This is a genomic window from Streptomyces sp. Go-475 (assembly GCF_003330845.1).
In the GTDB taxonomy this organism is placed as follows: Bacteria; Actinomycetota; Actinomycetes; order Streptomycetales; family Streptomycetaceae; genus Streptomyces.
Window position 1 is genome coordinate 1,006,697 of record NZ_CP026121.1, and the last position, 24,181, is coordinate 1,030,877.

Annotated in this window: 22 protein-coding genes; 13 read left to right on the forward strand and 9 right to left on the reverse strand. The window is 74.0% G+C overall.

All coding sequences use genetic code 11. The features are described from left to right. Window positions 1-237: 237 nt before the first annotated feature. Window positions 238-3,102 carry a DEAD/DEAH box helicase gene (locus C1703_RS04490; RefSeq protein ID WP_232840411.1) on the forward strand — a complete coding sequence of 955 codons (2,865 nt, stop codon included), beginning with the start codon at window positions 238-240 and terminating at the stop codon, window positions 3,100-3,102. Further along, entirely contained in the window at window positions 3,099-4,367 is a 1,269-nt protein-coding gene (locus C1703_RS04495; RefSeq protein WP_114250649.1) for an SWF or SNF family helicase, read from the forward strand. Before C1703_RS04490 ends, C1703_RS04495 begins: the two co-directional genes overlap by 4 nt. Here C1703_RS04495 and C1703_RS04500 read toward each other — a convergent pair. Both C1703_RS04500 and xylA read right to left on the reverse strand, forming a co-directional pair. Next, entirely contained in the window at window positions 4,356-4,694 is a 339-nt protein-coding gene (locus tag C1703_RS04500) for a hypothetical protein (RefSeq protein WP_114250650.1), read from the reverse strand. The two genes, C1703_RS04495 and C1703_RS04500, sit on opposite strands and share 12 nt — an antisense overlap. Window positions 4,695-4,996: 302 nt before the next feature. Continuing rightward, window positions 4,997-6,163, reverse strand: coding sequence for a xylose isomerase (gene xylA, locus C1703_RS04505; protein ID WP_114250651.1), 1,167 nt, complete (start codon window positions 6,161-6,163; stop codon window positions 4,997-4,999). Between the two features lie 130 nt (window positions 6,164-6,293). Here xylA and xylB point away from each other — a divergent pair, with 130 nt between their 5' ends. The 6 genes from xylB (at window position 6,294) to C1703_RS04535 (ending at window position 13,219) form a co-directional block, all read left to right on the forward strand. Next, window positions 6,294-7,739, forward strand: a complete 1,446-nt coding sequence (xylB, locus tag C1703_RS04510) for a xylulokinase (protein WP_114250652.1) — start codon at window positions 6,294-6,296, stop codon at window positions 7,737-7,739. 482 nt (window positions 7,740-8,221) lie between these two features. Next, entirely contained in the window at window positions 8,222-9,361 is a 1,140-nt protein-coding gene (locus C1703_RS04515) for an ROK family transcriptional regulator (RefSeq protein WP_114250653.1), read from the forward strand. A 226-nt stretch (window positions 9,362-9,587) separates the two neighbouring features. Continuing rightward, a complete protein-coding gene (locus tag C1703_RS04520) occupies window positions 9,588-10,187 on the forward strand; it encodes an N-acetylmuramoyl-L-alanine amidase (RefSeq protein ID WP_114250654.1) in 600 nt (199 codons plus the stop codon). 95 nt (window positions 10,188-10,282) lie between these two features. Next, window positions 10,283-10,678 (forward strand): luciferase family protein, encoded by a 396-nt coding sequence (locus C1703_RS04525; protein WP_114250655.1) that lies wholly within the window; start codon window positions 10,283-10,285, stop codon window positions 10,676-10,678. 3 nt (window positions 10,679-10,681) lie between these two features. Beyond that, window positions 10,682-11,854 carry a bifunctional class I SAM-dependent methyltransferase/NUDIX hydrolase gene (locus C1703_RS04530; RefSeq protein WP_114250656.1) on the forward strand — a complete coding sequence of 391 codons (1,173 nt, stop codon included), beginning with the start codon at window positions 10,682-10,684 and terminating at the stop codon, window positions 11,852-11,854. A gap of 165 nt (window positions 11,855-12,019) precedes the next feature. Then, on the forward strand, window positions 12,020-13,219 hold the full coding sequence (locus tag C1703_RS04535) for a phosphodiester glycosidase family protein (RefSeq protein ID WP_198678089.1): 1,200 nt from the start codon (window positions 12,020-12,022) through the stop codon (window positions 13,217-13,219). Between the two features lie 3 nt (window positions 13,220-13,222). Here C1703_RS04535 and C1703_RS04540 read toward each other — a convergent pair whose 3' ends face one another. The 6 genes from C1703_RS04540 to C1703_RS04565 form a co-directional block, all read right to left on the reverse strand. Then, complete coding sequence (locus C1703_RS04540; RefSeq protein WP_114250657.1) at window positions 13,223-13,417, reverse strand: hypothetical protein; 195 nt, start codon at window positions 13,415-13,417, stop codon at window positions 13,223-13,225. Window positions 13,418-13,540: 123 nt separating this feature from the next. Then, on the reverse strand, window positions 13,541-14,404 hold the full coding sequence (locus tag C1703_RS04545) for a phosphatidylinositol-specific phospholipase C/glycerophosphodiester phosphodiesterase family protein (protein ID WP_114250658.1): 864 nt from the start codon (window positions 14,402-14,404) through the stop codon (window positions 13,541-13,543). A gap of 205 nt (window positions 14,405-14,609) precedes the next feature. Further along, window positions 14,610-15,710 (reverse strand): acyl-CoA dehydrogenase family protein, encoded by a 1,101-nt coding sequence (locus C1703_RS04550; protein WP_114250659.1) that lies wholly within the window; start codon window positions 15,708-15,710, stop codon window positions 14,610-14,612. Then, window positions 15,689-16,906 (reverse strand): acyl-CoA dehydrogenase family protein, encoded by a 1,218-nt coding sequence (locus C1703_RS04555; RefSeq protein WP_114250660.1) that lies wholly within the window; start codon window positions 16,904-16,906, stop codon window positions 15,689-15,691. The genes C1703_RS04550 and C1703_RS04555 overlap by 22 nt, the downstream gene beginning before the upstream one ends. Beyond that, entirely contained in the window at window positions 16,903-17,868 is a 966-nt protein-coding gene (locus tag C1703_RS04560; protein WP_114250661.1) for an NADPH:quinone oxidoreductase family protein, read from the reverse strand. The genes C1703_RS04555 and C1703_RS04560 overlap by 4 nt, the downstream gene beginning before the upstream one ends. A gap of 118 nt (window positions 17,869-17,986) precedes the next feature. Beyond that, on the reverse strand, window positions 17,987-18,559 hold the full coding sequence (locus C1703_RS04565) for an XRE family transcriptional regulator (protein ID WP_114250662.1): 573 nt from the start codon (window positions 18,557-18,559) through the stop codon (window positions 17,987-17,989). A gap of 78 nt (window positions 18,560-18,637) precedes the next feature. On the opposite strand from C1703_RS04565, the gene C1703_RS04570 reads away from it, so the two are divergent. The 5 genes from C1703_RS04570 to C1703_RS04590 all read left to right on the forward strand — a co-directional run bounded on the left by C1703_RS04570 (window position 18,638) and on the right by C1703_RS04590 (window position 23,348). Next, on the forward strand, window positions 18,638-19,558 hold the full coding sequence (locus tag C1703_RS04570; protein ID WP_114257297.1) for an NAD(P)/FAD-dependent oxidoreductase: 921 nt from the start codon (window positions 18,638-18,640) through the stop codon (window positions 19,556-19,558). A 72-nt stretch (window positions 19,559-19,630) separates the two neighbouring features. Further along, the gene (locus tag C1703_RS04575) at window positions 19,631-21,169 is read left to right on the forward strand and encodes an ATP-dependent DNA ligase (protein WP_114250663.1); all 1,539 of its coding nucleotides are present in this window, start codon (window positions 19,631-19,633) and stop codon (window positions 21,167-21,169) included. Further along, window positions 21,166-21,624 carry an NUDIX domain-containing protein gene (locus C1703_RS04580; RefSeq protein WP_114250664.1) on the forward strand — a complete coding sequence of 153 codons (459 nt, stop codon included), beginning with the start codon at window positions 21,166-21,168 and terminating at the stop codon, window positions 21,622-21,624. The genes C1703_RS04575 and C1703_RS04580 overlap by 4 nt, the downstream gene beginning before the upstream one ends. Before the next feature lie 76 nt (window positions 21,625-21,700). After that, window positions 21,701-23,086 (forward strand): NADP-dependent succinic semialdehyde dehydrogenase, encoded by a 1,386-nt coding sequence (locus C1703_RS04585; RefSeq protein WP_114250665.1) that lies wholly within the window; start codon window positions 21,701-21,703, stop codon window positions 23,084-23,086. A 25-nt stretch (window positions 23,087-23,111) separates the two neighbouring features. Next, window positions 23,112-23,348: a DUF6213 family protein gene (locus C1703_RS04590; protein ID WP_062931336.1), complete on the forward strand. Its 237-nt coding sequence runs from the start codon at window positions 23,112-23,114 to the stop codon at window positions 23,346-23,348. A 49-nt stretch (window positions 23,349-23,397) separates the two neighbouring features. Here C1703_RS04590 and C1703_RS04595 read toward each other — a convergent pair whose 3' ends face one another. Next, entirely contained in the window at window positions 23,398-24,054 is a 657-nt protein-coding gene (locus C1703_RS04595; protein ID WP_114250666.1) for a transcriptional regulator, read from the reverse strand. Window positions 24,055-24,181 lie beyond the last annotated feature (127 nt).

The following is a 24,181-nucleotide window of genomic DNA, read 5'->3' on the forward strand; positions in this document are numbered from 1 at the left end:
GCGCGTGCGGCGGTTCCGGACCGCGACCCTGAGACATCCCTGAGGCGCGACCCTGACGCACCCCTGAGACCTCCATGGTGACCCAGCTCACAGCTCCGCCATACCCGTCTGCGCCGAAAGTGCTGTACTCTCGGCGACTCCGTCCCGCTAGTCAAATTTGAGGACTCAGTCATAGTCGAGCATCCGACTCCCCCGGCACCTTCCTCCGAGATCTCCGAACTGGCCTCCTGCTGCGCCGTGTTCCTGCCCGGCGACCCTGCCCGCACCGGCACCGTCGCGTTCTGGCGGCCCAACGGCACGCCTCCTCCGGCCGTGGCGGCGGCGACCGTCGCGGACCTGACCGTCGTCGTGCCCGGCGACGACGGGGTCGAGCCGGAGGACGTGCCCGCCGTCCTGCTGCCCGTCCGCGCGGCCCTGCCGGTCCTCACACGCGCGCGTGCCGGTACGCACGGGCACCGGTCCACCGTGTTCTGGGGCGCGGCGGCCCTGCACGCCCTGCACCTCGTCGCGCGCGGGCTGCTGCTCCCGGGGCTGTCCCCGGGCGACCACGACGCCTGGCGCACGGGCCCGCTGCGCGCCCAGGACGTCGAGGCCGTACGCCGCCTCGCCGCCGCGATGCCGCCCGAGGCGCATGCCGTGCCGCCGGCCGGCGCCGGGGCGCTGCGGTTGCCCGACCCGGAGCAGCTCCTGCGCGCCTTCCTCGACGCGGTCGCCGACACCCTGCCGCGCTCCCCCGCAGCGCCACTCGTAACCGGCGGCCCCGCCTACGCGGCGCCCGACCCGGTGCACCTGCCGGAGCAGCGCGCGTGGGCGGCGGACGTCGCCGCGGGCCACGACGCGGGCGTGCGGCTGTCGCTGCGGATCGAGACGCAGGGGCTGGCCGACGCCACGGCGTTCGACGACACGGCACCCGACGGCACGGACGTGACGTTCCGGGCCGTGCTCCAGGTGCACAGCGTGAGCGATGCCGCGCTCGTCGCGGACGCCGCGGACGTCTGGGCCGACGGCGCCCGGAGCGAGGCGTTCGGCCCGCGCGCGCGGATGGACGCCCTGCTCGCCCTCCGCCGTGCGGCCCGGGCCTGGCCCGCGCTGACGCCACTGCTCTCGGCGGCCGTGCCGGACGCGGTCGAGCTCGACGACGAGGAGGTCACCGAACTCCTCGGCGCCGGCGCCCGCGCCCTGGCGGCGGCCGGCGTCGACGTGCACTGGCCGAAGGGTCTGACCCGCGACCTCACCACGCGCGCGGAGGTGGGTCCCGCGGAGGCGGGACCGTCCGACAACAAGACCGAATCCGAATCCGAATCCGTGTCGGAGTCCGAGTCCGGCAAGGCCTCCGCCGCCATGCCGTCGTTCCTCTCCGCCGACGCGCTGCTCGCCTTCAACTGGTCGTTCACACTGGGCGACCAGCGGCTGAGCCGCGAGGAACTGGACCGTCTCGCCGAGGCCAAACGCCCGGTGGTGAGGCTGCGCGACCAGTGGGTCCTGATCGACCCTCAGGAGGTGCGCCTGGCCCGCTCCCGGCAGGACCACAAGGTCACGCCGGTGGACGCGCTGGGCGCGGCCCTGACCGGCTGGGCGGAGGTGGACGGCCACCGGGTCGAGGTGCGGCCCACCGGGTGGCTGGCGGCCCTGCGGGAGAGGCTGCAGAACCCCGAGGGGCAGCGACCCGTGGAGCAGCCGGCCGCCCTCGCGGCCACCCTGCGGGACTACCAGCGGCGGGGCCTGAACTGGCTCGTGAGCATGACATCGCTGGGCCTCGGCTGCTGTCTCGCCGACGACATGGGGCTCGGCAAGACGATCACGCTGATCGCCCTGCACTTGCACCGGCAGACCGACTCCCGGTCCGCCGGGCCCACCCTGGTGGTCTGCCCGACGTCCCTGATGGGCAACTGGCAGCGGGAGATCGAGCGGTTCGCGCCCGGCACTCCGGTGCGGCGCTTCCACGGCGCGCGGCGCAGCCTGGACGGCCTCGCCGACGGGGAGTTCGTGCTCACCACGTACGGCACGATGCGCCTGGACGCGTCCCGGCTGGCCGGGGTGCCGTGGGGCCTGCTCGTGACGGACGAGGCCCAGCACGTGAAGAACCCGTACTCCTCGACCGCCCGGGAGCTGCGTTCCATCGGGGCACGCGCGCGCGTGGCGCTCACGGGCACCCCGGTGGAGAACAACCTGTCGGAGCTGTGGGCGATCCTCGACTGGACGACCCCGGGGCTGCTGGGCCGGCTCGGCACCTTCCGCCGACGGTACGCGGAGGCCGTCGAGGGCGGCCAGGACCCGGCCGCCGCGGACCGGCTGTCCCGGCTGGTCCGGCCGTTCCTGCTGCGCCGCCGCAAGTCGGACCCGGGGATCGCGCCCGAGCTGCCGCCGAAGACGGAGACGGACCACGCCGTGTCGCTCACCCAGGAGCAGGCGGCTCTGTACGAGGCCGTGGTGCGCGAGGCGCTCGCGGAGATCGCCGGGGCGGACAGCATGGCGCGGCGGGGCCTGATCGTGAAGCTGCTGACCGGCCTCAAGCAGATCTGCAACCACCCCGCGCAGTACCTGAAGGAGGAGCGGCCGGTGATCGCCGGACGCTCCGGGAAACTGGAGCTGCTGGACGAACTGCTGGACACGATTCTCGCGGAGCGGGCGGGCGTACTGGTCTTCACGCAGTACGTGCAGCTGGCCCGTCTCCTCGAACGGCACCTGGCGGCCCGCGGGACGCCCACGCAGTTCCTGCACGGCGGGACGCCCGTCGCCGAGCGCGAGGCCATGGTGCGGCGCTTCCAGGACGGTGACGTGCCGGTCTTCCTGCTGTCGCTGAAGGCGGCCGGCACCGGTCTGAACCTCACCCGGGCCGAGCACGTCGTGCACTACGACCGCTGGTGGAACCCGGCGGTGGAGGCGCAGGCGACCGACCGCGCCTACCGCATCGGGCAGACGCGGCCCGTGCAGGTGCACCGGATCATCGCCGAGGGAACCATCGAGGACCGCATCGCCGAACTGCTCGCCCGCAAGCGGGAGCTGGCGGACGCGGTCCTGGGCTCGGGCGAGGCGGCGCTCACGGAGCTGACGGACGCGGAGCTGGCGGATCTGGTCGAACTGCGAGGGGGCCTGCGATGACTCGGCACGACGAAGACAGGGAGCGGACGTTCGCCGCGCTGCCTCCCGCGCGCGGGAAGGGCTTCGCGCAGACCTGGTGGGGCCAGGCGTGGCTGAAGGCGCTGGAGGACACGGCGCTGGACTCGGCGCAGCTCAAGACGGGCCGCCGGCTGGCGCGCGCGGGAGCGGTCGGCGCGGTGTCGGTGCGCCCGGGGCGGCTCACGGCCGTCGTCCAGGACCGCGACCGCACGCCGCACCGGGCCGACGTCCTGCTGGCGGAGCTGACGGACGAGCAGTGGGACCGGCTCCTGGACATGACCGTGGAGCGGGCCGGCCATGTGGCGGCGCTGCTGGACCGGGAGATGCCGCCGCACCTGGTCGAGGACGCGGCCGCCGCGGGCGTCGAACTGCTGCCGGGCCTGGGCGATCTGGAGCCGGAGTGCGGCTGCGAGGCCTGGGACCACTGCGGGCACACGGCGGCGCTCTGCTACCAGGTGGCACGGCTGCTGGACCAGGACCCGTTCGTCCTGCTGCTGATGCGGGGGCGCGACGAAGTCACCCTGCTGGGCGACCTGCAGTCGCGCAGTGGGGCGTCCGCCGTCGAGTCCTCGGGGCCGCAGGGCGTGGACGCGGCCGAGGCGTACGCGGCCGGTGACATCCTGCCCCCGCTGCCGGCCCTGCCCGAACTGCCCGGCGAGCCGGGCGTGCCGCCGTCCCTGGACACCGGGACACCGCCCGCCGCGGGCATCGACCCGGCCGCGCTGGAGTTCCTGGCCGCCCGGACCGCCGTTCAGGCCCACCGCCTGCTCGCGGAGGCGCTCCGAGGCTCCTGCGACACCGAGCCGACGGTGGCGCAGGACGCGGTGCGACTGGCCGCGGGCGACCCCCCGGGGGAGGTGGCGGGCCGTCTCGCCGACGGGTCGGGGCGCGGCCGGGAGGGGCTGGCGGCAGCGGTACGCGCCTGGCGGCTCGGGGGCACGGACGCGCTGTCCGTCCTCGACGAGGAGTGGCGGGTGGAGGGTGAAGCGCTGGCACGCGCGCGTGCCGCCCTGGAGTCGGCCTGGGACGCGGACGAGCGGCCCGAGCTGCGGGCCCGGGGCAACCGGTGGACGGTGGTCGGCGCGCCGGTCCAGCTCCGGCTCGGCCGGGACGGCCGGTGGTGGCCGTACCACAGGGAACGCGGCCGCTGGATGCCCTCGGGAGGCGCGGCCCAGGACCCGGCGACGGCCCTGACGTCCGCCGGACTCGCCGCCGGGGACGATCCCGCGCTGCCGTCAGGGCAGTAGCTCGTCGGGGTCCAGCGACGGGAGGAGCGATTCGAAGCCGCTCGGGAGATCGCTCGGCAGCCGGGTGGGAAAGCCCGACGGCAGCCGGGTCGGCAGCTCGCTCGGCAGCCTGGAGGGCAGCTCGGTGGGAATGCCGAAGGACGGCGCGGGAGTGCGGCTCGCGCTGTCGCCGGGCGGCTCCTTGTCCGTCGGGTCGTCCCGCCCCGAGGCCATCAGCACCACGACGGACACGGCTGCGGCGGCCACGAGCACGGCGAGCAGGACGATCAGCGGATTCCGGCGCCGGGGAGGCCCGGGCGGGTGAGGCGGTACGGGCGGCAGGGCCATACCGACCAGGGTCGCCGCCTTCTCCCCAAGATGGGAGGGGCGCACGGAGGTTGATACGGGCTCATGCCACGGATCGCATGATTCCGGAGCATGACGGGCCCGCCGCCCGGTCACCATGACCGGTCGACGGGCCCGCACGCGCGCGTGGCTCACGACTCAGGGACGGGCAACACCCGGCTCGACCGGACGGGCCCGCACGCGCGCCTGGGCTCATGACTCCGGGCCCGCACGCGCGCGTGCGCTCACGACGCAAAGACGGGCAACACCCGGCTCGACCGGACAGGCCCGCACGCGCGTGTGCCTCAGCCGCGCGCCCCCAGCAGGTGGTCCATCGCCAGCTGGTCCAGGCGCTCGAAGGCCATGCCGCGGGCCGCGGCCGCCTCGACGTCGAAGGCCTCGAAGGCCGACCGGTCGGCGAGCAGCGCCTGGAGGCCGTCCGCGGCGGTGGGCTGGGCCAGCTCGTCCAGGCGGGCGGCGCGCAGGGCCTCCTGGACCTCCGGGTCGGAACGGAAGGCGGCGGCGCGCTCCTTGAGGATCAGGTAGTTGCGCATGCAGCCGGCCGCCGAGGCCCACACGCCGTCCAGGTCCTCGGTCCGCGGCGGCTTGAAGTCGAAGTGCCGCGGGCCGCTGTAGCCGGCCGACTCCAGCAGGTCGACCAGCCAGAACGCGGCGCGCAGGTCACCGGCGCCGAAGCGCAGGTCCTGGTCGTACTTGATGCCGGACTGGCCGTTGAGGTCGATGTGGAACAGCTTGCCCGCCCACAGGGCCTGCGCGATGCCGTGCGGGAAGTTCAGCCCGGCCATCTGCTCGTGCCCCACCTCGGGGTTGACGCCGTACAGCTCCGGACGCTCCAGGCGCTCGATGAACGCCAGGGCATGGCCGACGGTCGGCAGCAGGATGTCGCCGCGCGGCTCGTTCGGCTTGGGCTCGATGGCGAAGCGCAGGTCGTAGCCCTGGGAGGTGACGTACTCGCCGAGCAGGTCGAAGGCCTCCTTCATCCGGTCCAGGGCCGCGCGGACGTCCTTGGCGGCACCCGACTCGGCACCCTCCCGGCCGCCCCAGGCCACGTACACCTGGGCGCCGAGTTCGACGGCGAGGTCGATGTTGCGGATGGTCTTGCGCAGGGCGTAGCGGCGCACGTCGCGGTCGTTGGCGGTGAACGCGCCGTCCTTGAAGACCGGGTGCGTGAAGAGGTTGGTGGTGGCCATCGGGACCTTCATGCCCGTGGCGTCCAGCGCCTGCCGGAAGCGCTTGATGTGGGCCTCGCGCTCGGTGTCGCTCGAGCCGAACGGGATGAGGTCGTCGTCGTGGAAGGTGACGCCGTGCGCGCCGAGCTCGGCCAGGCGCTGCACCGTCTCGACCGGGTCGAGGGCACGCCGCGTGGCGTCGCCGAAGGGGTCCCGTCCCTGCCAGCCGACGGTCCACAGGCCGAAGGTGAACCTGTCCTCGGGGGTGGGCTGGTAGCTCATGCCGCGGCTCCTTGCTCGCTGAGGCTATTTCGTCATGCCGATTTACAAATTAGTATGCGAGCACCTCTCTGGGAAGAGACAAGGTGCCTCCGAACGGAGACACGAGCCGCGCGCAGTAGGGAGAAGCCCGATGTCAGCAGCCGAGGGTCCGCTCGTCGTCGGCGTGGACTCGTCCACCCAGTCCACGAAGGCACTGGTCGTCGACGCGGCCACCGGCCGGGTCGTCGCGAGCGGCCAGGCGCCGCACAGCGTCTCCTCAGGGGCCGGCCGCGAGAGTGATCCGCGCCAGTGGTGGGACGCGCTGTGCGAGGCCCTGCGCCAGTGCGGCGACGCGGCGCACGAGGCCGCCGCGGTGTCGGTCGGCGGCCAGCAGCACGGTCTGGTCGCCCTGGACGACCGGGGCGAGCCGGTGCGCCCGGCCCTGCTGTGGAACGACGTGCGCTCGGCGCCGCAGGCACGCCGGCTGACCGAGGACCTGGGCGGGGCCAAGGTCTGGGCCGAACGCACCGGAAGCGTCCCCGCCGCATCCTTCACCGTCACCAAGTGGGCCTGGCTGGCCGAGCACGAGCCGGAGGCGGTCCGCGCCACGAAGGCCGTGCGCCTCCCCCACGACTACCTCACCGAGCGGCTCACCGGTCAGGGCACGACCGACCGCGGCGACGCCTCCGGGACGGGCTGGTGGGCGTCGGGGACGGAGGCCTACGACGAGGAGATCCTGGCGCACGTGGGGCTCGACCCGGCCCTGCTGCCCCGCGTGGTCCGGCCCGGGGAGGTGGCGGGCACGGTGCGCGACAGCCATGACCTGCCGTTCTCCAAGGGCACCCTGGTCGCGCCCGGCACCGGCGACAACGCCGCGGCGGCGCTGGGCCTGGGCCTGCGCCCCGGCATGCCGGTGCTGAGCCTCGGCACGTCGGGCACGGTGTACGCGGTGTCGCGGCGGCGGCCCGCCGATCCGAGCGGCACGGTGGCGGGCTTCGCCGACGCCCGCGGCGACTGGCTGCCGCTGGCGTGCACCCTGAACTGCACGCTCGCCGTCGACCGCGTGGCGACGCTGCTGGGCCTGGACCGCGAGGCCGTCGAGCCGGGCACGGCCGTCACGCTGCTGCCCTACCTGGACGGCGAGCGCACCCCGAACCTGCCGAACGCCTCCGGGCTGCTGCACGGCCTGCGGCACGACACCACCGCCGGGCAGCTGCTCCAGGCCGCCTACGACGGTGCCGTCCACTCCCTGCTGGGCGCGCTCGACCTGGTCCTGGACGAGGACGCGGAGCCCTCGGCACCGCTGCTGCTGATCGGCGGCGGCGCCCGCGGCACGGCCTGGCAGCAGACCGTCCGGCGGCTGTCGGGACGCCCGGTGCAGGTGCCCGAGGCGAAGGAGCTGGTGGCGCTCGGCGCCGCCGCGCAGGCGGCCGGGCTGCTGACCGGGGAGGACCCGGCGGCGGTCGCACGCCGCTGGGACACGGCGGCCGGGCCGGTGCTCGACGCCGTCGAGCGGGACGAGGAGACGCTGGCCAGGATCGCCGGGGTACTCTCCGACGCGGCTCCGCTGCTGGAGCGGGGGACGGCCGGGAGCTGAGGCGAGTGCACCGTGAACGCCCTGGAGCCGACGCGGCATCCCGTGCTCGAAGGACCCTGCGGAGGCGCGGATCCGGCTCGGACGACCGGGTGGGGGCGCGAAGCCGGCCCGGACGACCCTGCGCGGAGTCGGCCCGGACTCCCCGGGAGGCCCACCGGCGGGCCTCCCCGCCCCACCCCTGACCCAGCCCGGAGGCTGACGCAGGCATGACCGCACCACCGCACGAGAGCGACCCCGCCGGACCGGAGCGTGCCCCACACGCAGGCCACCCCGCCGGACCAGGGCACACGCCGCACGCAAGCCACCCCACCGAACCGGAGCGTGCCCCACACGCAGGCCACCCCGCCGGACCAGGGCACACGCCGCACGCAAGCCACCCCACCGAACCGGAGCGTGCCCCGCACGAGAACCACCCCGCCGCGCCAGGGCGTCCCCCGCGCGCGGGCGGCCCGCGCCGGGCCACGCCCGACACCCAGCAGGGCATGCGCCGCCGCAATCTCGCCCGTGTGATGCACACCGTCCGCGCCGAGGGGCCGCTGTCCCGGGCCGCCGTCGCCGCCCGGATCGGCCTGACCCGGGCGGCGGTGTCGACGCTGGTCGACGAACTCGTCCGCGCGGGGCTGATCGAGGAGCTGGGGCCCGAGCGGCCCGGCCGGGTGGGTCGTCCCGGCTCCGCGCTCGCCGTCAGTGCGCGCGGCCCGGCCGGGATCGGCGCGGAGATCGGCGTCGACCACCTCGCGGTCTGCGCCGTCGACCTGCGGGGCACCACGCGGGCGCGGGCGATACGGCAGGGCGTGAACCGCGGCCGCTCCCCCGAGCCCGTGCTCGCGGAGCTCACCGAACTGATCCACGGGGTCGTCGCCGAGGCGGAAGCCGAGGGCCTGTGGCCGGCCGGGCTCGCCGTGGCCGTGCCGGGCCTGGTGGCGCGTGACTCCCGGACCGTCGTCCGGGCCCCGAACCTCGACTGGCACGACACGGACCTCGGCGGCCTGCTGCCGAGCGAGTTCCCGCTGACGGTGGACAACGAGGCCAACTTCGGCGCACTCGCCGAACTCTGGCTCGGTGACGGCACGCCGGGCGACTTCCTGCACGTGTCGGCGGAGATCGGCATCGGTGGCGCGGTCGTGGTGGACGGCGGGCTGCTGCGCGGCACGCGCGGTTTCGCCGGCGAGCTGGGGCACGTGCCGGTCCAGCCCGACGGGCCGGTGTGCGCGTGCGGGGGGCGCGGGTGCCTGGAGCAGTACGCCGGTGAGGAGGCGGTGTTGCGCGCGGCCGGGCTGGAGCCGGACGAGGACCGCGTGGGACTGCTCGCGGGGCGCGCCGCGGACGGCGACGAGGACGTGCGCCGGGCCCTGCGTGAGGCGGGCACCGCGCTCGGTGTCGCCCTGACCGGGGCGGTCAACCTGCTCGACCCGGAGAGCGTGGTGCTGGGCGGGGAGTTGTCGGGCCTGGCGCCCTGGCTGCTGCCCTCGCTGCGAGAGGAGTTGGCGCGGCGGACCGCGGGTCCGGTCTGCCCCGTGTCGGTGTCCCGGCTGGGCCCGGAGGGGCCGCTGCTCGGGGCGGCGCACTCGGTGGTGCGGGCGGTGCTGGACGACCCGGCGGCCGTCGCCGGGCGGGCCTGAAAAGGGCGTTCACCGACCCGCCGCTCATGTCGTCCCGCGTCCCGAATCACCCGGCCGAGTGAGCGAGTTATCCACATTCTCCGGCCCGTCCACCGCTTCGCGGCGGGTCCCGACGGCCTGCCCGCGGTCGCCGTAACTTGATCCACGCGAGCCGCGACCACAACGGCCGCCGCGCTCCGCAGTTGAGCACGTGACACCTGCCCGTGGACACCGGAAGGCCCCACTCATGCATCAGACGCGATCTTTCCCCAGCCGGCGAGGCATCCTCATGGGCGCCGCCCTCACCGCCGTCCCGCTCGCCCTGCTCCCGGACGCCCGGGCCGCCGCCCGGCCACAGGCCGTCGACCATCCGGGAGCCGCCTGGCAGCCGGCGAGCCGCGCCAACTACACACCGTCGAACCGCCCTCGTGCCCATCCCCTGCGCTATGTGGTCATCCATGTCGCGCAGACGACCTATTCCGGCACCCTGTCCGTCTTCCGGAACCCCAGGACGAAGGTGTCCGCGCACTACGTGGTGCGCGCGGCCGACGGAAAGGTGGCGCAGTGCGTACGCGAGTCGGACATCGCCTGGCACGCCGGGAACTGGGACTACAACACCCGCAGCATCGGCATCGAGCACGAGGGCTGGGTGGATCGGCCCAAGTACTTCACGGACGTCATGTACGAGCGGTCGGCCCGGCTCACGGCGGCGATCTGCGCCAGGTACGACATCCCCCGCGACCGCGCGCACATCATCGGCCACCACGAGGTACCGGGCAGCGACCACACCGACCCCGGCCGGCACTGGGACTGGAAGCGCTACCTCAGACTGGTCAACTCCTTCTGAAACCACGGCCCATGTCCACCCGCACGCACCTCACGTCCCGGTTACGAATCACTCAACCCCTGGTTGCGCGACGGTAAGCAGGCGACGATGGGACCATGACTCTGGCCCAGCGCGCCCTGGAGCGCCTGCAGGCCTGGCCCGACCTCACGGCGGGCCCGGCGAGTTGCGGTACCGGACGGGCGCTCCGTTCCGTCCGCGACGAGATCGTCCACTTCCACTCTCCGCGGGACGTGGACCTCCACCTCACTCGCCGGGCCATCCAGCGCTTCCACTACGACCTCTCCGGTTCGAGCGCGATCCGTCTGGTTCCCGGATCGTGCTGGGTGACGGTCCACCTCGACTGCGAGGCGGACGTCGACCTGCTGCTCACCCTGGTGAGCAGCGCCCTCAAGGCCCACCAGGCCCGGCCGCCCGCCGACGAGCCACGGCCCGTCGGTTGCAACTTCCACCGCGTCACGGTGCTTCCGCGCGACGCGGCGGCGGGTGGCTGAGCCTTGCCGAGCCGACCTGAGGCGGTCAACGCCGAGGCATGGAACACGTACGGGGCACACCACCTGCGGCGCGGCACGGTGCTGCCGGAAGCGGCCGGTCTGGACTGGGGGTTCGGGGGCGCCGGGCCGGGCGTCGAGGTGCTCGGGGAGCTGACGGGGCGGCGGGTGCTGGATCTCGGGTGCGGTCCGGCCCGGCACGCCGCGTATCTGGTCCGGGCGCACGGCGCGCTGGTGGACGCGGTCGACGCCTCGGCCGGCCAGTACGAACGGGCGCGTGCCCGCTACGGCTCGCTGCCCGGGCTGCGGCTGGTCCTGGCCGACGCGGTGGAGCACCTGCGCTCGGCGGAGCCGTACGACGTCGTCTACTCCGTCAACGCCGTCCCGTACCTCGACCCGCACCGGCTGCTGCCCGCCCTCGCCGGGGCGCTCAGACCGGGCGGCAGGTTCTGCTTCACGGTGCTGCACACCAACGCGCGCGGCGACGGCCCGTCCGAGCGTGTCGCGGCCCGGCCGGAGATCCTGCGGCTGGCGGGCGGCGGTGACGTCACCGTCCAGATGTGGGTCCTCACCCCGGACCTGTGGGCGGAGCTGCTCACCGAGTACGGGCTACGGGTGGAGCGCGTCGACGTCCTCGGCACGCCGCAGGACGGAAACCAGGCGTCCTACCGGCTGTTCCAGGTGACGCGGCCCGTCCGCGTCTCCTCCCGGCCGCGCGTCGGGAAGCCGCCGCCGGCGCACGCGGCGCTCGGGGTGGGTGCCGTCCTGTACGGGCCGCGTGGACTGCTGCTCGGCCGGCACCGGCGCGGGACGTGGGAGCTGCCCGGCGGGACGGTGGAGCCCGGGGAGTCGCTGCGGGAGACGGTCGTGCGCGAACTCGGCGAGGAGACGGGGATCGTGGCGCGGCCGCAGGACGTCCGGCTGCTGGGGACGCTCCTGGACGACGTGGGCGGTGTCGTCCGGGTGACCGTGGCGGCCCTGGTCACCGCCTGGCGGGGCGAGCCGTCGGACCAGCCCGGGGAGAGTGTGGGCCGCTGGCGCTGGTTCGCCCTGGACCGGCTGCCGGACCAGCTGTTCGTGTGCAGCGCGCAGGCCCTCACCGCCTGGCGGCCCGGCCTGCCGATCGACCACACGCCGGCGCACTTCACGCCGTACACCACCGGAACGGACGACGGCTGAGGCACCCGGAGGGGTGCGTTTTTTCAGCCGTTCCCGCGTAGTCGGCGCCGAGCCGCCCTGCCGGCCCCCGTGGTCTGGTGCACTGCCCCCTGAGTGTCGGGAGTTGACGAGACATCAGGGGGCACGGTGACAGGTCGTCACACACGGCGAGGAGCCGGCAGAGCGGTGCTGGCCTTCCTCACGGCGTTCGGAGCACTGGCCGGTGCGGGCCTGGCGGGGGCGGCACCGGCCGGCGCCGTCCAGAAGGGCGTGCGGGTCGCGCCGGGCGTCACGTACCAGGAGTTCGACATCAAGGCGGCCAAGGGGGTGACGCACGCGCATGTGCTGAGCGTCGACCTGGGTCATCCGAACGTCCGGGTCGAGCTGCTGTACCCCGGGGCGGTGGCCTCGCGCGCGCAGGTCTCGCGGATGGCCGACGCGCAGGGGGCGGTCGCCGGGGTCAACGGCGACTTCTTCAACATCTCCGAGACGCAGCACCCGGGCGTGGAGGCGACCGGCGCGAGTGTCGGCCCGGCGATCGCGGCCGGGCGGACGCTCAAGGCGGCCGTGCCGAACGGCCAGCGTTTCGGGCCGGCGCTGCCGCCCGGCACGTCCACCGAGGACGTGTTCGGCGTCGGCACCGACGGGCGGGCCCGGCTGGACCGGCTGGCTCTGCGGGGCTCGGTCCGCACGTCCGAGGCGCAGTTGCCGCTCGGCGGGCTCAACCAGTACGCGCTGCCGGTGGGTTCCGTCGGCGCGTTCACCTCCGACTGGGGCAGCGCCTCCCGGGTGCGCGCCACGTGCGGCACGGACACGGACCGCGCGGCGCCGTGCAGCACGGACACATACGAGGTGACGGTCCGCGACGGCAAGGTCGTGTCGGCCGCCGACACCCCGGGCAGCGGTCCGATCGCCGCGGGGACCACCGTGCTGGTCGGGCGCGAGGCGGGCGCCCAGCAGCTGCGGAAGTTCTCCACCGGTGAGGCGGTCGAGGTCGAGCACGCTCTCGTGGCGGCCACCAGCGGCACCCCGTACCGCCTCGCCCTCGGCGGCTACCCGGTCCTCACGGGCGGGCGGCCGCTGCCGGGGCTCGACGACACGGCATCGGCCGTCCGTACGGCCGTGGGGATCGCCGACGGCGGGCAGCGCGTGCTGCTGCTCGCCCTGGACGGCGCCGCCGCCTACCGCACCGGCCTGACGATCGCCGAAGTGGCCGGCGCCATGCGGAAGCTGGGCTCGGACGACGCCTTCAGCCTGGACGGCGGCGGATCGTCGACGCTGGTCGCCCGGAAACCCGGGGCGAGCACCGTCTCCGTGCGCAACCATCCGAGCGGCGGTGCCGAGCGGGCCGTCCCGAACGGCATCGGCGTGTTCTCGGGAGCCTGAACCTCAGGGCCGCAGACTGCTCACGATGTCCGCCGTCGCGGTGAGGCCGCTGTGGATGGTGGGGGCGATGCTGGTGCTGGCCAGGTAGAAGCCGAGCAGCAGGCAGACCAGGGCGTGGGAGACCTTCAGCCCGCCGTTGCGCAGGAAGATCACCGCCAGGATCACGAGCAGCAGCACCGCAGAGATGGAAATGGCCATCGTCGACTCCTCCGCCACGCCGCCTTGTCCGGTTCACGGCGTTCGGCCGTAAGTGTGGCGTAGCGGAGGGTTCGTCCGTGCGGCTGAGCTGTCCGCCGAACGTGTGGTGTCCTCGCCGGGACGCTATGCCGCCCGGCGGGCGTCGAGGAACGCCTCCAGACCGGCGAGGTCGTCGGTGTTGAGGTGGTCGACGTCCGCGGCGAGCAGTTCGGACCACAGGGCGTCCCGGGCGGGTCCGGCCAGGTCCGGGGTCGCCCAGAACCGCACCCGCCGGCCCCGCTGGTGGGCGGCCGCGACGATGCCGCGCAGCTTCTGCCGCTCGGCGTCGGGGAAGGCGCCCACACCCCGCCAGGTGAAGTTGAGCGTCCAGTTGTCGCTGATCAGCGGGATGAAGGAGGCCGGGGCCTGGCTGCCGAGATCGGTGAGGCGGCCGTCGTAGAAGGCGCGCCGGACGGTCTGGGCCTCCATGGGGGCGCGGGCCGCGCGGTCGCCGGAGATGACGGCGGTGACCGGGCCGCGGTGGACGCGGCCGTGGGCGTAGGTGGTGAACAGGTGCCGGTAGCGACGCAGATGGCGGTCGAGTTCGAGGTACGTCGAGGCGCCCTCGGTCTTGATGTCGATGAGCAGTTGCAGCGAGCCCCGGTACCCCCGGTACACACGCCCCCGGTTGGCCCGGACGCGGGCGGCGAGCGGGTCGAGGTAGAGGGACTCGAGGGTGCGGGCGGGGTCGAGGTCCTCCGGGTCGTGCGCGACGAGCAGTTGGTCGCCGATGAGGTAGATGTCGGCCTCGACGCTGCCGAAGCGGTGGCCGAGGGCGTCGAAAAGCGGGCGCGGGTGCTCGTAGTCGTTGTGGGCGTGGGCGCGCCACAACGGGCGGCGCCCGTGCCGCCGTTCACCGGCCGACGCGTCGGTGGCGGGCAGGGCGACCGCGCCGGCGAAGGCCGCGCCGAGGGTGGTGAGGGCTCTGCGACGGGTGGTGAGGGCCATGCTCTGCCTCCCTGGGAGTGCCGTACGGAACCCTGCGAGTATGGGGTGCCGGCAGGCACAAGAAGCAGGCCCGGGCGTGGAGTTGGCCGAACTGCCACCGGTGGTTCACTTCACCCGGCCTGGGCGCACGGAAAGGCCCGCCCCAGGTGGGGCGGGCTTCTCCGGGTCTTCCGCGGGCTGTTGCCGGGTGTCGGCGTGGTGTACGTCAGGGGGCCTGGAGGTCGACCAGTGCGGCCAGGGCCTCCCGGTGGGCTCCGGCGGTGCCGTAGGCGAGGGAGTCGGCCTTGGCGCGCTTGAGGTACAGATGCGCCGGGTGCTCCCAGGTCATGCCGAGGCCGCCGTGCAGTTGCAGGGCCTCCTCGGCGGCGTGGACGGCGACCGGCGCCGCGTAGGCCTGGGCGACGGAGACGGCCACGTCGACGTCCTCGCCGGTGGCCAGGGCGTCGGCGGCGTTGCGGGCGGCCGCGCGGAGGTTGACGGACTCCAGCCACAGCTGGGCCAGCCGGTGCTTGAGCGCCTGGAAGCCGCCGACGGGCCGGTTGAACTGCTTGCGTTCCTTCAGGTAGCGGACGGTCTCGGTCAGCGACCGGTCGGCCAGGCCGAACTGCTCGGAGGCGAGCAGCCCGGCTCCGGCGCGCAGGGCCCGGCGGACGGCGGGCTCGGCGTCGCCGAGGAGGCGGCCCGGGACTCCGTCGAGGGTGACGGTCGCGAGCGGCCGGGTCAGGTCCAGGGAGATCTGGGGCGTGACGGTCGCGGCGGTGGCGTCGACCGCGTACAGGCCGCCGTCGTCGGCGGGCACGAGCAGCACGTCCGCGGCGGTCGCGTCCGCGATGGCGGTCAGCTCGCCGCGCAGGACGCCGTCGTCGTGCCGGACGACCTTGTAGGCGGTGCCCGGCGCGACGTTGAGGGCGACCGCGAGCACGCCGATCGACGTCCCGGACGCCAGCTCGCGGAGCAGGTCGTCGGTGCCGCAGGCGAGCAGCGCCTCGGTGGCGACGACCGCGCTGGTCAGGTACGGCACGGGCGCGACCGCACGGCCCAGTTCCTCCAGCACCACGGCGGCTTCCCGGTGGGTGGCCCCCTGGCCGCCCAGTTCCTCGGGCACCAGCAGGCCCGCGAGGCCCATGCCGTCGGTGAGCGTCTTCCACAGCTCCAGGTGGTGCGGGGCGTCCGACTCGGTGCGGGCGATGACGCCGGGCGCGTCGCAGTGGTCGGCGAGCAGGTCGCGGACGGCGGCGCGCAGCGCCTCTTCCTCTTCCGAGTACAACAGGTCGCGCTCGTTCTTCACCGGGCCAGGTCCTTCCATGCGACGTCCTTGTCGGTGCGCGGTTCGGCGGGCAGGCCGAGGACCCGCTCGGCGACGATGTTGAGCAGGACCTCGCTGGTCCCGCCCTCGATGCTGTTGCCCTTGGAGCGCAGGTAGCGGTAGCCGGCCTCGCGGCCGGTGAAGTCGACCAGTTCCGGGCGGCGCATGGTCCAGTCGTCATACAACAGGCCCTCTTCGCCGAGGAGTTCCACTTCCAGGCCGCTGATCTCCTGGTTGAGGCGGGCGAAGGCCAGCTTCATGCCGGCGCCCTCGGGGCCGGGCTGGCCCGCGACGAGCTGCTGGCGCAGCCGCTCGGCGGTGAGGCGGGAGACCTCGGCCTCCACCCAGAGCTTCAGCAGCCGCTGGTGCAGGTCGTGGGTGCGCAGCTCGGGGCGCTCGCGCCAGGTCTTCGACACCGGGCCGATCATGCCGCCCTCGCGGGGCAGCCGCATGCCGCCGATGGCCACGCGCTCGTTGTTCAGCGTGGTCTGGGCGACCTTCCAGCCCTCACCGACCGCGCCGAGTCGGTGCGCGTCCGGGATGCGGACGTCGGTGAGGAACACCTCGTTGAACTCGGCCTCGCCGGTGATCTGCCGCAGCGGCCGCACCTCGACGCCCGGGTCGGTCATGTCGCAGACGAAGTACGTGATGCCGCGGTGCTTGGGCACGTCCGGGTCGGTGCGGGCGATGAGGATGGCCCAGCGGGCGACATGGGCGCTGGACGTCCAGACCTTCTGCCCGTTCACCACCCAGTCTCCCCCACTCTCGGCTTCGCTCGAGCGGGAGGAGCCCCCACCTTCCCGGACGGCCCGGGTGCCGAGCGCGGCGAGGTCGGATCCGGCGCCGGGTTCGCTGAACAGCTGGCACCAGACCTCCTCCCCCGTCCACAACGGCCTGAGGAACCGCCGCTTCTGTTCCTCGGTGCCGTAGCCCAGGATGGTCGGCGCGGCCATGCCGAGGCCGATGCCGATGCGCCGCGGGTCGTTGTCGGGGGCGCCGGCCGCCTCCAGCTCGGCGTCCACGACGGCCTGGAGGGAGCGGGGCGCACCGAGTCCGCCGAGCCCCTCGGGGTAGTGCACCCACGCCAGCCCGGCGTCGAAGCGGGCCCGGAGGAAGTCCAGGCGGTCGGTCGAGGCCGGCGGGTGCGTGGCCAGCAACTCCCGCGTACGGCGGCGCAGTTCCTCGGCGTCGGTCATGCTGCTCCCTCCAGGACGACGGCGACGCGGCCGGTGGTGCGGCCGTCCGCGACCTTCTGCACGGCGTCGGCGGCACCGCCGAGCGGCACCCGCTCGCTCACCAGCGGCTTGATGGCACCCCGGGCGGCCAGCTCGGTGAGCTGCTCATGGCAGTGCCGGACCAGCTTCGGGTCCTTGGTGTTGTACAGGCCCCAGTGCAGGCCCAGGATCGAGTAGTTCTTCACCAGGGCGTGGTTCAGGCCCGGGCTGGGGATCGAGCCGCTGGCGAAGCCCACGACGACGATCCGCCCCTCGAAGGCGACGGCCTTGGCGGACTGGGCGTAGGCCTCGCCGCCGACGGGGTCGTAGATCACGTCGGCGCCCCGGCCGCCGGTGGCCTCCTTCACGGCGGCGACGACGTCCTCACCGCGCCGGTCGATGACCACGTCACAGCCCAGGTCCTTGGCGACGGCCGCCTTCTCGGGGCCGCCGACGACACCGATGACGGTGGCGCCGGCGGCCTTCCCGAGCTGCACGGCCGCGCTGCCGACCCCTCCCGCGGCAGCGTGGACGAGCAGGGTCTCGCCGGCTTCCAGACCGGCCCGGCGGTGCAGTCCGAACCAGCCCGTCTGGTAGCCGATGTGCAGGGCGGCGGCCTCGGCGTCGTCCAGGGCGTCCGGGGCGGGCAGGAGAGCGGCGGAGTCCGCGACGGCGTACTCGGCGAAGCCGCCGTGGGGCAGCGCCGGGTTGGCGATGACACGGCGGCCGTCCTCGGTCTCGCCGCAGATCTCCACGCCCGGCGTGAACGGCAGCGGCGGCCTGACCTGGTACTGGCCGCGGCACAGCAGGGCGTCGGGGAAGTTGATGTTCGCGGCGCGCACCTTCAGCAGGACCTGGCCGTCGCCGGGCGCGGGCGGCGCCACGTCCGCCAGGCGCATCACCGCGCTCGGCTCGCCGTTCTCGTGCACTTGCCATGCCTGCATGCGGTGCCTCCACGGGACTGCTTCGTCTGACCGGGGTCGGTTCGCATACTAAGCGGTCGCTTGCCGATCAGGGAACAGCCTCCGGGCCAAGAAGTCCCGCCCAGGGATATCTCGCGGGTCAGGACCGCTTCGGCCGCGCCCGCACGTGCATCCGCTCCCCCTGCGGCCCGAACAGGCTGAGGAACTCCACCGGCCCCTCCCCCGTCGACCCGAACCAGTGCGGCACGCGGGTGTCGAACTCGGCGGCCTCTCCCGCCGTGAGCACCACGTCGTGCTCGCCGAGCACCAGGCGCAGCTTCCCGGACAGCACGTACATCCACTCGTAGCCCTCGTGGGTGCGCGGGTCCGGCTCCTCCCTGCGCTGGGGTTCCAGCACCTTGTAGGCCTGGAGGCCGCCGGGCTGCCGGGTGAGCGGCCAGAGGGTGCGGCCGCCCATCACGATCGGCTTCGACCGCACCCGGGGATCACCGGCCGGCGGCGCCCCGACCAGCTCGTCCAGCGCCACCTGGTGAGCGCGCGCGATCGGCAGCAGCAGCTCCAGACTGGGTTTGCGCAGGCCCGACTCCAGCCGCGACAGGGTGCTGACGGAGATGCCGGTGGCCTCCGAGAGGGCCGCGAGGGTCACCTCCCGGTCCTTGCGCATCTGCCGCAGCCGGGGGCCCACGCCCGCGAGTACCTCGTCCGTCGTCATGCTCGTATTGCAGATTCGGCAAACGCGTTTGTCAATCCCGTACCGCCGGGGCGACCCTCGGCGGCGGAGGTGGTCACCATGACCGAGAAGTACGCAGTGGTCGTCGTCGGCGGGGGTGCCGCGGGCCTGAGCGCGGCGCTGGTGCTGGGGCGGGCCCGGCACCGCACGCTGGTCGTCGACGCGGGCGAGCCGCGCAACGCCCCCGCCGCCCACATGCAGGGCTACCTGTCGCGGGACGGCATGCCGCCCGCCGAGTTCCTCGCCATCGGCCGGGAGGAGATCGCGCGGTACGGCGTGGAGCTGGTGCGGGACCGGGTGGTGGACGTGGCGAAGGGAGAGGACTTCTCCGTGGTGCTGGCCGGCGGCCGGACCGTGCGGGCGCGGCGGCTGGTGGTCGCCACCGGGCTGAAGGACGAGTTGCCCGCCGTCCCCGGCGTCGCCGAGCGGTTCGGCAAGGACGTGCTGCACTGCCCGTTCTGCCACGGCTGGGAGGTGCGCGACCAGCCGTTCGGGGTGCTCGCGACCAGCCCGGCGAGCGTCCACCAGGCGCTGATCGTGTCGCAGTGGTCGAAGGACGTGCGGTTCTTCCTGCACACGGTCGCCGAGGAGGAGCTGTCCGACCAGGATCTGCGCCGGCTCGCCGCGGCCGGGGTCGACGTGGTGCCCGGGGAGGTCGCCGGGCTGGTGGTCGAGGACGACCGGCTCACCGGGGTCCGGCTCGCGGACGGTACGACGCACGCCCGCTCGGTGCTGTTCACCGCCCCGCGGCCCGTGCCGCAGACCGGCCTGCTGGAGCGGCTGGGCGCCGAGCTGCACGAGACGCCGTTCGGCGCGTACCCGGTGGTCGACGCGACCGGCCTGACGAGCGTGCCGGGCGTGTGGGCCGCGGGCAACGCGATCGGCTTCGCCGAGCAGGTCGTGCACGCGGCGAGCGGCGGCTACCGGGCGGCGTCGGCCATCGTCGGGGACCTGCTGATGACGGACCTGGACGCGGTCTGAGGGCTCCTCTCCACGACCGGCGCACCCGGCCGCCCAGGTGTAGAGGCATCGCCTCCGGTGCACCATGGCTGCATGCTGCTGCACCGGCTGGCCCGAGTGTCCCAGGAGGTCGCCGCCACCTCGGCGCGGTCCCGGAAGACGGCCCTGCTCGCGGAGCTCTTCCGGGACGCCGAGGCGGACGACGTGCCGATCGTCATCCCCTACCTGGCCGGACGGCTGCCGCAGGGCCGGATCGGCGTCGGCTGGAAGGTGCTGAGCCGCCCGGTCGAGCCGGCCGCCGAGCCGGGCCTGACCGTGCGGGACGTGGACGCCCGGCTGTCGGAGCTCGCCAAGGTGTCCGGCCCCGGCTCCCAGGCGGAACGCACCCGCCTGGTCGGGGAGTTGATGGGCGCCGCCACGGAAGACGAGCAGCGGTTCCTGCTCGGCCTGCTCACCGGTGAGGTACGGCAGGGCGCGCTGGACGCCGTCGCGGTCGAGGGCCTGGCCCAGGCGACCGGGACGCCCTCCGCGGACGTACGGCGGGCCGTGATGCTCGCCGGTTCCCTCCAGGCGGTCGCCGAGGCCCTGCTCGCGGACGGCCGGGCCGCCCTGGACCGGTTCCGCCTCACCGTCGGCCGCCCGGTCCTGCCGATGCTGGCGCACAGCGCCTCCTCGGTCGCCGAGGCGGTGGACAAGCTCGGCGCCTGCGCGGTCGAGGAGAAACTGGACGGCATCCGCGTCCAGGCGCACCGCGACGGCGACACCGTGCGCCTGTACACCCGCACGCTCGACGACATCACCGACCGACTGCCCGAAGTGACGGCCGCGGCCCTGGAGTTGCGGGGCGAGCGGTTCATCCTGGACGGCGAGGTGATCTCCTTCGACGAGAGCGGACGCCCCCGCTCGTTCCAGGAGACCGCCGGCCGGGTCGGCTCCCGCACGGACGTGGCGACGGCCGCCCGCGCGGTCCCCGTCTCCCCCGTCTTCTTCGACGCGCTCTCCGTCGACGGCCGCGACCTGCTCGACCTGCCGTTCGCCGAGCGGCACGCCGAGCTGGCGCGCCTCGTCCCGGAGCCGATGCGGGTGCGGCGCACCCTGGTGTCCGGCCCGGACGACACGCCCACGGCGGAGGAGTTCCTCGCCGAGACCCTCAAGCGCGGCCACGAGGGCGTCGTCGCGAAGGCGCTCGACGCCCCCTACAGCGCGGGCCGGCGTGGCGCGTCCTGGCTGAAGGTCAAGCCCGTGCACACCCTCGACCTGGTCGTCCTGGCCGCCGAGTGGGGCCACGGCCGCCGCACCGGCAAGCTCTCCAACCTGCACCTCGGCGCCCGCACCGCCGACGGCGGCCTCGCCATGCTCGGCAAGACCTTCAAGGGCATGACCGACGCGATGCTCACCTGGCAGACCGAACGGCTCCGGCGGCTCGCCGTCGAGGACAACGGGTACGTCGTGACCGTCCGCCCGGAACTCGTCGTCGAGATCGCCTACGACGGGCTGCAGCGCTCCACCCGCTACCCGGCCGGCGTCACCCTGCGCTTCGCCCGCGTGGTCCGCTACCGCGAGGACAAGCGTCCCGAGGACGCCGACACGGTCGAGACGCTGCTGGCCGCGCACCCGGAGGTGAGCCCGTGAAGCGCAGTGCCGGCCTGCTGCTCTTCCACCACACCGACGACGGCCTCGAAGTGCTGCTCGGCCACATGGGCGGCCCGTTCTTCGCCCGCCGCGACGCCGGGGCGTGGACCCTCCCCAAGGGCGAGTACGAGCCCGAGGAGTCCGCCTGGGCGGCCGCCCGCCGCGAGTTCGAGGAGGAACTGGGGCTGCCCCCGCCGGACGGGGAGGCCATCGCCCTGGGCGAGGTCCGGCAGACGGGCGGCAAGATCGTCACGGCCTGGGCGGTCGAGGCGGACCTCGACCCGGCGACGATCGCGCCCGGCACCTTCCGGATGGAGTGGCCGCCGCGCTCCGGGCGGCTCCAGGAGTTCCCCGAGCTGGACCGGGTGGCGTGGTTCGGCCTCGACCGGGCCCGCGCGGTGATCGTCAAGGCGCAGGCGGCGTTTCTCGACCGCCTGGCGGAGCACTCGGCCTGAGGAGACGCTCCCGCGTTGCGGTCCGCTCCGCCGCGCGGGAAGGTCGAGACACAGCCCGCTCCGAGGGAGGTCAGCCATGCCCATCGCAACGGTGAACCCGGCGAACGGCGAGACGCTCAAGACGTACGAGGCCATGGGCGAGGAGGAGATCGAGCGCCGGCTCCAGCTCGCGGAGGCCACGTTCCGCACGTACCGGACGACGACCTTCGGCGAGCGGGCCCGGCTGCTGCACCGGGCCGCCGACCTCCTGGACGAGGACCAGCAGGACATCGCGCGCGTGCTGACCACCGAGATGGGCAAGCCGATCCAGCAGGCCCGGGCCGAGGCGGCGAAGTGCGCCAAGGCGATGCGCTGGTACGCCGACCACGCCGAGGAACTGCTCGCCGACGAGGAGCCCGCCGACGCCGACGTGAAGGACTCCGGCGCCTCGCGGGTGCGGGTGCGCTACCGGCCGATGGGGCCGGTGCTGGCGGTCATGCCGTGGAACTTCCCGCTGTGGCAGGTGGTCCGCTTCGCCGCGCCCGCGCTGATGGCGGGGAACGTGGGCCTGCTCAAGCACGCCTCGAACGTCCCGCAGACCGCCCTCTACCTGGAGGATCTCTTCCACCGGGCGGGCTTCACGGAGGGCTGCTTCCAGACCCTGCTGATCGGCTCCGCCGCGGTCGACGACATCCTGCGCGACGAGCGCGTCAAGGCCGCCACGCTCACCGGCAGCGAGCCCGCGGGCCGCGCGGTCGCCTCCACCGCCGGGGAGATGATCAAAAAGACGGTGCTGGAGCTGGGCGGCAGCGACCCCTTCGTCGTCATGCCCTCGGCCGACCTGGACCGGGCCGCGAAGGTCGCGGTGACCGCGCGGGTGCAGAACACCGGGCAGTCCTGCATCGCAGCGAAGCGGTTCATCGTGCACGCGGACGTCTACGACGCCTTCGCCGAGCGCTTCGCCGAGGGCATGAAGGCGCTGAAGGTCGGCGACCCCCTGGCCGAGGACACCGAGGTCGGGCCGCTCTCCAGCGAGCAGGGGCTGCGCGACCTGGAGGAGCTGGTCGACGACGCGGTGCGCGGCGGAGCGCAGGTGCTGTGCGGTGGCGAACGGCCGGAGGGGCCCGGCTGGTACTACGCGCCGACGGTCCTGGCCGGCATCACCCGGGAGATGCGGATCCACCGGGAGGAGGCGTTCGGGCCCGTCGCCACGCTGTACCGGGCGGCCGACCTGGACGAGGCCGTGCTGATCGCGAACGACTCGCCCTTCGGACTGAGTTCGAACGTGTGGACGCGGGACGAGGACGAGGTGGACCGGTTCGTCCGGGATCTGGAGGCGGGAGGCGTGTTCTTCAACGGGATGACGGCCTCGCATCCGGCGTTCCCGTTCGGCGGGGTGAAGCGGTCCGGGTACGGACGTGAGCTGTCCGGGCACGGAATCCGCGAGTTCTGCAACATCACCACTGTTTGGCACGGTGCGTGAGTGTTGCGAGGCTACGATCCCGTCTGTGAACCGCGAAGTGACTCTGCCTCTGATCGTCGACGACCGCGGGACCTTGCAGGTGGCTGCGGCGGATGTCAGCAAGCTGTTGCGGACCGTGGGGGGTCGGTGGGTGCGGCTGGTGGAGGGCGGGGAGTCGGGGCTCGACGAGGACACGGTGGCCGAGTTGGCCATCGAGCTGGCGAAGCTGGCCGATCGGATTGATGTGGCTTGTATCGCGCATAGCAGTGGGGGTGCGACGTAGCGGTGCGTCTGCGGGTGCGTTGTGGTTGATCGCGCAGTTCCCCGCGCCCCTAAGTAAGCTGCCCCAGCGTCGACCAGAAGCTCGCCTCGTAGTTCTGAAGTAGGCGGCCGTATGCGTGTGCTCGTTTCCCGTCGAGGCGCCTGGCGTCCAGAGCCGTCTGCACCGCCACTGTCGCCATCTCGTCCAGCTCCGGGGACGGCTCCGCGAAGAAGTCGAAGAACCCGCAGGCCTCGTCCGTGAAGCCGTAGTGCTCGCGCAGGGCCGTGGCGATCGTCGCGCAATAGCCGCCCCATGCCGAGAAGTTGGCCGTCAGGGCCAGGACCACGTCCGCCGGTGCGGCGTTGAGGGCCAGCCAGGCCACGTACGCCGGGTAGGCCTGGCAGCCGGGCAGCGGTTCGTAGGACGCCTCCTGCGCGCCGCACGCCTGTACGAATGCGGCCAGTCGTTCGCCCGCCAGGGCCTCGCCCTCCGCGAGGGTGGTGAAGAAGGCCGCGGCCTCCGGGTCGGTCGCCTGGGCGCGGGCTGCCAGGTGCTCGAACGCGCGCCGGTCCGCGGGGATCACCCAGGTCTGTTCGAGGGCCAGCGCGGCGAGGGTGGCGCGGGGCGCCGTGCCGGCGGCGATCTTGGGGACCAAGGGGTTGGCGTGCGGGTCCGGGGCGAGGGCCGCCGTGGTCGTCCTCAGCAGGTTCCGGGCCGTGTGCGTCATCGCGTCCTCCGTGGTCGGGGTCCCGGTACGAGCCTGGCACGGCGTCCCCGAGACGGAGTAGTCCGGCGCGAGATCGGCGTCCCACCGGGTGATCGTGGGTGGACCACCCCTTGAGGTGAACCACCTT